This is a genomic window from Polaromonas sp. (assembly GCF_030680935.1).
Classification (GTDB): Bacteria; Pseudomonadota; Gammaproteobacteria; order Burkholderiales; family Burkholderiaceae_C; genus Polaromonas.
In genome coordinates, this window is sequence record NZ_JAUXUP010000028.1 from 36,803 (window position 1) to 45,440 (window position 8,638).

Below are 8,638 nucleotides of genomic sequence, written 5' to 3' on the forward strand. Positions count from 1 at the left end.
CTTCACCCCCAAGCATGACCGCATCCCACGAATTTGATCCCCAGCTGCTCAGCGAAGTGGCGGCCTTGCCTGCCATGCCGGGTGTGTACCGCTATTTCGATGCGGAAGGCGCGGTGCTGTACGTCGGCAAGGCGCGTGACCTGAAAAAGCGCGTCTCCACCTACTTCCAGAAGAACCACGGCGGCACGCGCATTGGCCATATGGTGACCAAAATCGTACGCATGGAAACCACGGTGGTGCGCTCTGAAGCCGAGGCCCTGCTGCTTGAAAATAACCTGATCAAGACGCTGAACCCGCGCTTCAACATCCTGTTCCGCGACGACAAAAGCTACCCCTATCTGAAGCTCGCATCCCACAACTTTCCGCGCGTGGCCTATTACCGCGGCGCGGTCGAAAAAAAGCACCGTTATTTCGGGCCCTATCCCAGCGCCTGGGCCGTGAAAGAGACGATATTGCTGCTGCAAAAGGTGTTCAAGCTGCGCACCTGCGAAGACACGGTGTTCAACAACCGCACGCGGCCCTGTCTGCTGTATCAGATCAAGCGCTGCTCGGCGCCTTGTGTGGGCCATGTGACGCCAGAGCAGTACGCGCTGGATGTCGCCAATGCCGAGCGCTTTTTGCAGGGCCAGGCCGAAGAGATATTGACCGAGCTGGAAAAGCAGATGCGCGGCCATGCGGACAAGCTGGAGTTTGAGCAGGCCGCCGAGTTGCGCAACCAGATGTCGGCGCTGTCCAAGGTGTTGCATCAGCAGTCCATGGAAACCGGGGGTGACAAGGATGTGGACATCCTGGCCGTCAAGGTGCAGGGCGGCAAGGCCTGCGTGAACCTGGCCATGGTGCGGGGTGGCCGGCATCTGGGTGATCGGCCGTATTTTCCGACCCATGTGGAGCATGCGGCTGATTTGGCTGGACTGGACGAAGAGGCGCCGGGGGACAGCGGCGTGGTGCCTGCAAAAAGCAAGAGCATTGAGGCCCTGGTGCTGGAGGCCTTTGTCGCCCAGCATTACATCGATGTGCCGGTACCGCCGGTGCTGGTCTGCAGCCAGCCGGTGGACAAGGACTTGATCGCTGCCCTGATCATGCAGACCGGCAGCAAGATCAACGCGATTCACCAGCCGCGCGAGCAGCGCCGCATCTGGCTGGAGATGGCGCAGAAAAATGCCGATCTGCAACTGGCGCGGCTGCTGGCCGAGCAGGGCTCGCAGCAGGCGCGCACGCGTGCGCTGGTCGAGGCGCTGGACCTGAAGATGGACGACCTGGACACACTGCGCATCGAGTGTTTTGACGTCTCGCACACGGCGGGTGAAGCCACCCAGGCCTCCTGTGTCGTGTTTCACGATCACAAGATGCAAAGCGCCGAGTACCGCCGCTACAACATCGAGGGCATCACCCCTGGCGACGACTACGCGGCGATGCGTCAGGTGCTGATGCGGCGTTACAGCAAACTGGCCGAGGCGGCGCGCAACAACACCGCGCGTCTGCCCGATCTGGTGCTGATTGACGGCGGCAAGGGCCAGGTGAGCATGGCACGCGAGGTGTTTGAAGAGCTGGGCCTGGACCTGGGCCTGATTGCCGGTGTTGAAAAAGGCGAGGGCCGCAAGGTGGGTCTTGAAGAGCTGGTGTTTGCCGACGGCCGCGACAAGGTGTACCTGGGGCGTGACTCCGCCGCACTGATGCTGATTGCGCAGATCCGCGACGAAGCGCACCGCTTTGCGATCACCGGCATGCGTGCCAAACGCGCCAAGGTGCGGGTCGGCGCCAGCCGGCTCGAAGACGTGGCGGGCATAGGGCCCAAGCGTCGCGCGAGTCTGCTGCAGCGTTTTGGCGGCATTCGCGGTGTGAGCGCAGCCAGTGCTGCGGACATTGCCACGGTAGAGGGCATCTCGCGCGAACTGGCCGAGGAAATCTACCGGGCGCTTCATTAGTCCTTCAATCGGGTTGCAGCCCAATGGATGTAAGCGTGAACAGCTATTGAAATCATAGCGTTGCGGAGCATGTCAAAATCGGACCATGTTTCTGACCATACCCACCGTGATGACCTGGACACGCATTGTTGCGATTCCGCTGATCGTGGGCATTTTTTACATCGAGATCGAGCCCGAAAAAGCAAACCTGATCGCCACCGTGATGTTTGTGGTGTTTGCCGCCACCGACTGGCTCGATGGCTTCCTGGCGCGCAAGCTGAATCAGACCTCGTCCTTCGGTGCTTTTCTTGACCCAGTGGCTGACAAGTTTCTGGTGTGTGCGTCGTTGCTGGTGCTGGTGCATCTGCAGCGCACCGATGTGTTTGTGGCTCTCATCATCATTGGCCGGGAGATTGCGATCTCTGCGCTGCGTGAATGGATGGCGCTGATAGGCGCGACCAAAAGTGTGGCGGTGCACATGCTGGGCAAGCTCAAGACCACGGTGCAGATGGTGGCCATTCCGTTCTTGCTGTTTGACGGTGTTCTTTTCGGCGTCGTGGACACCAACGAGTGGGGTACCTGGCTGATCTGGTTGTCGGCGGTCCTGACGGTCTGGTCGATGATTTATTACCTGAAAAAAGCCATTCCCGAAATCCGCGCGCGCGCCAAATGAGTTCGCCCGGTTCGGGCAGCGCCCTGATCCGTGCGATGCCGGTCGTGTTTGTGCTCATCTGGAGCACCGGCTTCATCGTCGCCAAATACGGCCTGCCTTACGCGCCGCCCCTGACTTTCCTGAGCATCCGTTACGCACTCTCGCTGCTGTGTTTTGTGGCGTGGATCGCTTTGGCGCGTGTGGCCTGGCCGCAGAGCCGGGCGCAGTGGCTGCATCTGGGTGTGACCGGTATCCTGATCCACGCGGGTTACCTCGGCGGCGTCTGGTCGGCCATCAAGGGCGGTATGGGCTCGGGTTTGTCGGCGCTGATTGTCGGCCTGCAGCCGGTCCTGACCGCCGTCTGGGTATCGCGCATGGGGGATGCCAGAAAGAGCGAGAACCGCGTGAGTGCCCGTCAATGGCTGGGCCTTGGCATGGGGCTGGCCGGCCTGCTATTGGTGGTGTCGCGCAAGTTTGGCGCGGGCGATGAGGCCACCCCTTACACGCTGCTTTGTGCGGTGGTAGCCCTGCTGAGCATCACTGCCGGCACGTTGTATCAAAAACGTTTTGTAAAAGCTGCCGATGTGCGCAGCGCCAACGCCATCCAGCTGGGTGCGGCCCTGCTGGTGACGCTGCCGTTTGTTTTCTTTGAACACGAAGCGGTGCAATGGACGCCCGGCTTTGTGGGGGCGCTGGCCTGGTCTGTGCTTGCATTGACACTGGGCGGCAGTTCCCTGCTCTACATGCTGATCCAGCGCGGCGCAGCCACGGCCGTGACCAGTCTGCTGTACCTGGTGCCGCCTACCACTGCGCTGATGGCCTGGCTGCTGTTTGGCGAAGCCATCACCGTGGTCACCGTGCTGGGCACGGCGCTGACAGCGCTGGGGGTCTGGCTGGTGGTACGCAGCGTGCCCCGGTCCGCCTGACACCTGATTGACGTTGTCAGGTCGGGGCTTTTGCGACGGGGCGCCATGGCTCGTTCCGGAATTTTTCTGCCAGGCAATCAATCAGCAGGCGCACCCGCTTTGGTGTCTGTGGTCGGTAGGGCGCCAGCCACTGGATGTCCGCGTCCAGCATGGCGTACTGCGGCAGCAGGCGGACCAGCTTTCCAGAGGCCAGGTGCGCTTGCACATCCCACAGGCTGCGCAGCATCACGCCGCGTCCTTGCAGGCACCAGTCGCGCACCACTTCGCCTGAGTTGGACGACAGCAGACCCTGCACCCGCACGCGCTGGACAGCCAGTGTGCTGCCCTTGCTGCGGGCTCCGCGCACTGACTGCAACTGCCAGGTGTCAAACTGGCGTCCGTTCTCCCGGACAATCAGGCAGTTGTGTTGTGCCAGATCTTCAGGCGTGGCGGGCAGTCCGTGTTTGCGCACATAGGCGGGAGAGGCCACCAGCACGCGCTGGTTGCCGGCCAGTTTGCGCGCCGTCCACACAGAGCTGCGCTGCGGCCCGGGCGACCACAGCCAGACCGCACCGTCAAAACCCTCTGCGGCCAGATCAGGCAGGTGCTCGCAGAGCTGCAGCTGGATCTGGATGGCGGGGTGCAGGGCTTGAAACTCAGCCAGTACGGGCGCCAGCCAGATCCGTCCGAAACCCAGTGTGGCCGCCAGCCTGATCAAGCCCGAGGCTTCTGATTTGCGCTCCTGAAGCGATTGCTCCAGCGCTTCAAATTCGGCCAGCAGAAGGCGCGCCCGGTCACACAACAGTTCGCCCTCCAGCGTGGCTGCGACACGCCGCGTGGTGCGCTGGAACAGCAGCAGGCCCAGTTCTGCCTCCAGCCTGGCCAGGCGTTTGGTAACGGCCGAAGGCGCCATTTGCAGTGCCTCGGCGGTGGCAGTCAGGCTGCCGTGCTGCGCAATCGCAAGCACCAATGTCAGGTCCGTGCGGTCCATAATTTCCTGATTGAGAATAATGTGTTGCCTGATTATTCCTTGATGGACGGCCTGATGGCAATCACAATCGCAGCATGCTGGAAGCTTTTGAGACCTTTGAATGCAAGCGCGGCGCAGTCAGGCTGCATGGCCGCCGGGGCGGGCAGGGCGCGCCCCTGCTTTTGTTGCACGGGCACCCGCAAACCCATGTGATGTGGCATGCCGTGGCGCCTGCACTTGCGCAATATTTCAGCGTGGTCGTGATGGATTTGCGCGGTTATGGAGACTCGGGACGACCGGCCGCCGATCCTGCGCATGAAACTTATTCCAAGCGCGAGATGGCGCTCGATGCGCTGGCGGTGATGCGGCTGCACGGTTTTGAACAATTCCAGGTGCTCGCACATGACCGCGGGGCGCGGGTGGCACATCGCCTTGCGGCGGACCACCCGGGTGCGGTGCAGCGGCTGATGCTGCTGGATGTTGCGCCCACACTGGCGATGTACCAGCAGACCTCGGACGCCTTCGCACGCGCCTACTGGCACTGGTTCTTCCTGATCCAGCCCCCGCCCTTGCCGGAAGCCCTGATAGCGTCTGACCCGGTGCGGTATCTGCACAGCGTGATGGGCAAACGCCATGCCGGGCTGCAGGCCTTCGCACCACAGGCGCTGCGCGAATACGAACGCTGTGCGCAGATTGCCGGCAGCGCAGAAAGTATTTGCGAGGACTACCGTGCGTCAGCCAGCATCGACCTGGTACACGACCGCGCGGATGTGGCCGCCGGTCTGCGCCTGGTGCAGCCACTGCGCGTACTCTGGGGCGAACACGGCGCGGTCGGACAGTGTTTTGATGTGATGCAACTGTGGCGTGAACGCGCTGAGGATGTGTCAGGCCAGAGCCTGCCCTGCGGACATTACATCGCCGAAGAAACGCCGCAGCTTCTGCTTGGGCAAGCCCTGAATTTTTTCAAACCCTGAAACCGAGAAAGAACTTCATGAACAAGACCACTGGAACGAAAAAAATCGCAGTCATCGCCGGTGACGGCATCGGCAAGGAAGTCATGCCCGAAGGCATTCGGGTGCTGGAAGCTGCAGCTGTGAAGTTCGGCATTGACCTGCAGTTCGATCATTTTGATTTTTCAAGCTGGGACTATTTCGAGAAGCACGGACAGATGTTGCCCGACGACTGGAAGGACCAGATAGGAGGCCATGATGCGATTTATTTCGGCGCTGTCGGCTGGCCGGACAAGATTGCGGACCATGTCTCGTTGTGGGGGTCGCTGCTGCTGTTCCGTCGCGAGTTTGACCAGTACATCAACTTGCGCCCGGCCCGCTTGATGCCCGGCATCATTGCCCCGGTGGTGCGGCGCGACGGCTCGGCGCGTGCGCCCGGTGAAATTGACTTTTACATTGTTCGGGAAAACACCGAGGGCGAATACTCCAGCATTGGCGGCAAGGCTTTTCCGGGCACAGAACGTGAGTTTGTGTTGCAGGAGTCGGTGTTCACCCGCATTGGGGTGGACCGCGTGCTCAAGTTTGCATTTGAGCTGGCGCAGTCCCGGCCCAAAAAGCACCTGACCAGCGCCACCAAATCGAATGGTATTTCAATTTCCATGCCTTACTGGGACGAGCGTGTGATTGAAATGGCCAAGGGTTACCCCGGCATCCAGCTGGACAAATTTCACATCGACATACTGACTGCGCATTTTGTGCAGCGGCCTGATTTTTTTGATGTGGTGGTGGCCAGCAATCTCTTTGGCGACATCCTCAGCGACCTGGGGCCGGCCTGTACCGGTACCATAGGCATCGCGCCCAGTGCCAACCTCAACCCCGAGCGAAAATTTCCCTCACTGTTTGAACCGGTGCATGGATCGGCCCCGGATATCGCGGGGCGCGGCTTGGCCAATCCCATCGGCCAGATCTGGTGCGGCGCCATGATGCTGGAGTTTCTGGGTTACAAAACCGCGCACGATGCCGTATTGGCAGCGATTGAAAAGGTGCTGGCGCCAGGCAGTGGCGCGCCGCGCACGCCTGACCTGGGCGGCACCGCCGGCACGGTTGATGTGGGCAAGGCGATTGCAGCAGCGCTGGGCTAAGCCGCAGGTTTGGCCCTTGATGGGCCGCTTCGCAAATGCAGGGCACGCTTACGAATATGACGGGAAAGCGTGAAAAAAAAGACTAGAATCCGCCACCGCACGTTGTAAAAGTCTGATGTTGTATTGACACGATAGGAGTCCATGGCTCTAATTGGAATCAGCAGACGATCTGCACATGCCGCCTCCACTGCCATCTTTGTCACAGATGCACAGGGGAGTAATTTCCAGAGACAACCAGATTAACCTATCAATCAACGAGGGGCTCCTTGTGAACAAGACTGAACTGATCGAGCACATTGCCAAACACGCCGATATTTCCAAAGCCGCTGCAACACGCGCGCTGGAGTCCACCATCGGTGCTGTCAAATCCACCCTGAAAAAAGGAGGCTCTGTGTCTCTTGTGGGTTTTGGTACTTTTGCAGTGGGCAAACGTGCTGCCCGCACCGGCCGCAACCCCCGCACCGGCGATGCGATTAAAATCAAGGCAGCCAAAGTCCCCAAGTTCCGTCCGGGCAAAGCGCTCAAGGACGCACTGAACTGATGCACATGAATAGATAGTTGAGGTGGGGTGCTTAGCTCAGTTGGTAGAGCAGCGCCCTTACACGGCGTAGGTCGGCGGTTCGAGCCCGTCAGCACCCACCAGAAACTGGACAAAGGCGAACACAAGGTTCGCCTTTTTTATTGATGGCTTAACATGGCCGATTGACAGCCGCACAGGATATCCGAGATGTTTGATTTCATTCGCAAGCACACCAAAATCACCATGGCGCTGCTGTTTTTGTTGATTGTCCCGTCCTTCGTGCTGGTCGGTATGGATGGCGCCAGCCGTTCGGGCGGCGGTCGAGATGGTGTGGTTGCCGTGGTCGATGGCCGCGACATCACCCAGCCCGAGTGGGACATGGCGCACCAAAACGAAGTCAACCGCCTGCGTGCTGCCATGCCCACACTTGATGTCAAGCTGCTGGACTCACCGGAGGCCCGCTACGGCTCGCTGGAGCGTTTGGTGCGTGACCGTGTGCTTGCAGCGGCAGCCGCGGCCAGCGGGCTGGTGGTGCCGGACCAGAAGTTGCAGCGCCTGTATGCCGAAGACAAGGCCATTGCCGCTTTCAGGTTGCCCGACGGTAAATTTGACCGCGCCGGTTTTCAGGCCCAGACTGGCATGGCACCGGAGCAGTATGAAGCCGGTTTGCGCAGCGACCTGGCCATCCGGCAGGTAATGGCCGGTGTATCGGGCACCGCCTTTGCGTCCAAGGCAGCCGCCGACACCGCACTCAACGCATTTTTTGAAAGGCGTGAGGCGCAGGTGGCGCGTTTTTCTACCGCCGACTATGCGGCGAAGGTCAATCCGAATGAAGCCGAACTGACGCAGTTCTACAAAGACAATCAGTCGCTGTTTCAGGCGCCCGAAGAGGCCACGGTTGAATATGTGGTGCTGGATCTGGATTCGGTTCGCAAAAGCATCACTGTCAATGAGCAGGACCTGAAAACCCAGTATGAGCAGAGCATCCAGCAGCAGGCCGGCAAGGAAGAGCGCCGTGCCAGCCACATCCTGATCGAGTCCCCCGCTGCCGCCCCGGCAGCCGAACGCGAGAAAGCCCGGGCGAAAGCCGTTGAATTGCAGGCCGCCGCCAGAAAGGCGCCCGACACGTTCGCTGATCTGGCGCGCAAAAACTCGCAGGACGCCGGTTCAGCACCCGCCGGCGGCGATCTTGATTTCTTCGCCCGCGGTGCCATGGTCAAGCCCTTTGCAGATGCTGCTTTTGCCATGAAAAAAGGCGATATCAGCGATGTGGTCGAAACCGAATTTGGTTACCACATCATCCGGCTCACCGATATCCGGTTGCCGAAGCAGAAAACCTACGATGAGATGAAGCCAGAGCTGGAGGCCGACATCAGGCAGCAGCTCGCGCAGAAGAAATTTGCCGAAACGGCCGAGACCTTCAGCAACGCCGTGTATGAACAATCCGACAGCCTGCGGCCGATTGCCGAGCGCCTCAAACTCGAGGTGAAAACTGCCGCCCGACTGACCCGCAATCCGGCGCCGGGCGTCACTGGTGTGCTGGCCAACCCCAAATTTCTTGCCGCCTTGTTCTCGCCCGATTCGGTGGAGAAAAA

General features: G+C 60.5%; 8 protein-coding genes and 1 tRNA gene. 8 read left to right on the plus strand and 1 reads right to left on the minus strand.

Features of this window, described 5'->3' with window-relative positions:
* The first annotated feature begins 14 nt into the window (after positions 1–14).
* From uvrC to Q8L50_RS08020, 3 genes are all read left to right on the plus strand, one after another.
* Positions 15–1,925, plus strand: a complete 1,911-nt coding sequence (gene uvrC, locus Q8L50_RS08010; protein ID WP_305348140.1) for an excinuclease ABC subunit UvrC — start codon at positions 15–17, stop codon at positions 1,923–1,925.
* A gap of 85 nt (positions 1,926–2,010) precedes the next feature.
* A complete protein-coding gene (gene pgsA, locus Q8L50_RS08015) occupies positions 2,011–2,577 on the plus strand; it encodes a CDP-diacylglycerol--glycerol-3-phosphate 3-phosphatidyltransferase (protein WP_305348141.1) in 567 nt (188 codons plus the stop codon).
* Positions 2,574–3,482 carry a DMT family transporter gene (locus Q8L50_RS08020; protein WP_305348142.1) on the plus strand — a complete coding sequence of 303 codons (909 nt, stop codon included), beginning with the start codon at positions 2,574–2,576 and terminating at the stop codon, positions 3,480–3,482. Before pgsA ends, Q8L50_RS08020 begins: the two co-directional genes overlap by 4 nt.
* A 16-nt stretch (positions 3,483–3,498) precedes the next feature.
* Here Q8L50_RS08020 and Q8L50_RS08025 read toward each other — a convergent pair whose 3' ends face one another.
* Positions 3,499–4,452: a LysR family transcriptional regulator gene (locus Q8L50_RS08025; protein ID WP_305348143.1), complete on the minus strand. Its 954-nt coding sequence runs from the start codon at positions 4,450–4,452 to the stop codon at positions 3,499–3,501.
* Positions 4,453–4,526: 74 nt separating this feature from the next.
* Here Q8L50_RS08025 and Q8L50_RS08030 point away from each other — a divergent pair, with 74 nt between their 5' ends.
* The 5 genes from Q8L50_RS08030 to Q8L50_RS08050 all read left to right on the plus strand — a co-directional run.
* Positions 4,527–5,405 (plus strand): alpha/beta fold hydrolase, encoded by an 879-nt coding sequence (locus Q8L50_RS08030; protein ID WP_305348144.1) that lies wholly within the window; start codon positions 4,527–4,529, stop codon positions 5,403–5,405.
* Between the two features lie 17 nt (positions 5,406–5,422).
* Positions 5,423–6,523: a tartrate dehydrogenase gene (locus Q8L50_RS08035; RefSeq protein WP_305348145.1), complete on the plus strand. Its 1,101-nt coding sequence runs from the start codon at positions 5,423–5,425 to the stop codon at positions 6,521–6,523.
* Positions 6,524–6,791: 268 nt separating this feature from the next.
* Positions 6,792–7,064, plus strand: coding sequence for an HU family DNA-binding protein (locus Q8L50_RS08040; RefSeq protein WP_188709168.1), 273 nt, complete (start codon positions 6,792–6,794; stop codon positions 7,062–7,064).
* 25 nt (positions 7,065–7,089) lie between these two features.
* A tRNA-Val gene (locus Q8L50_RS08045) sits at positions 7,090–7,165 on the plus strand.
* An 85-nt stretch (positions 7,166–7,250) separates the two neighbouring features.
* Positions 7,251–8,638 (plus strand): SurA N-terminal domain-containing protein (locus Q8L50_RS08050; RefSeq protein ID WP_305348146.1); only part of this gene is annotated, 1,388 nt, incomplete at its 3' end.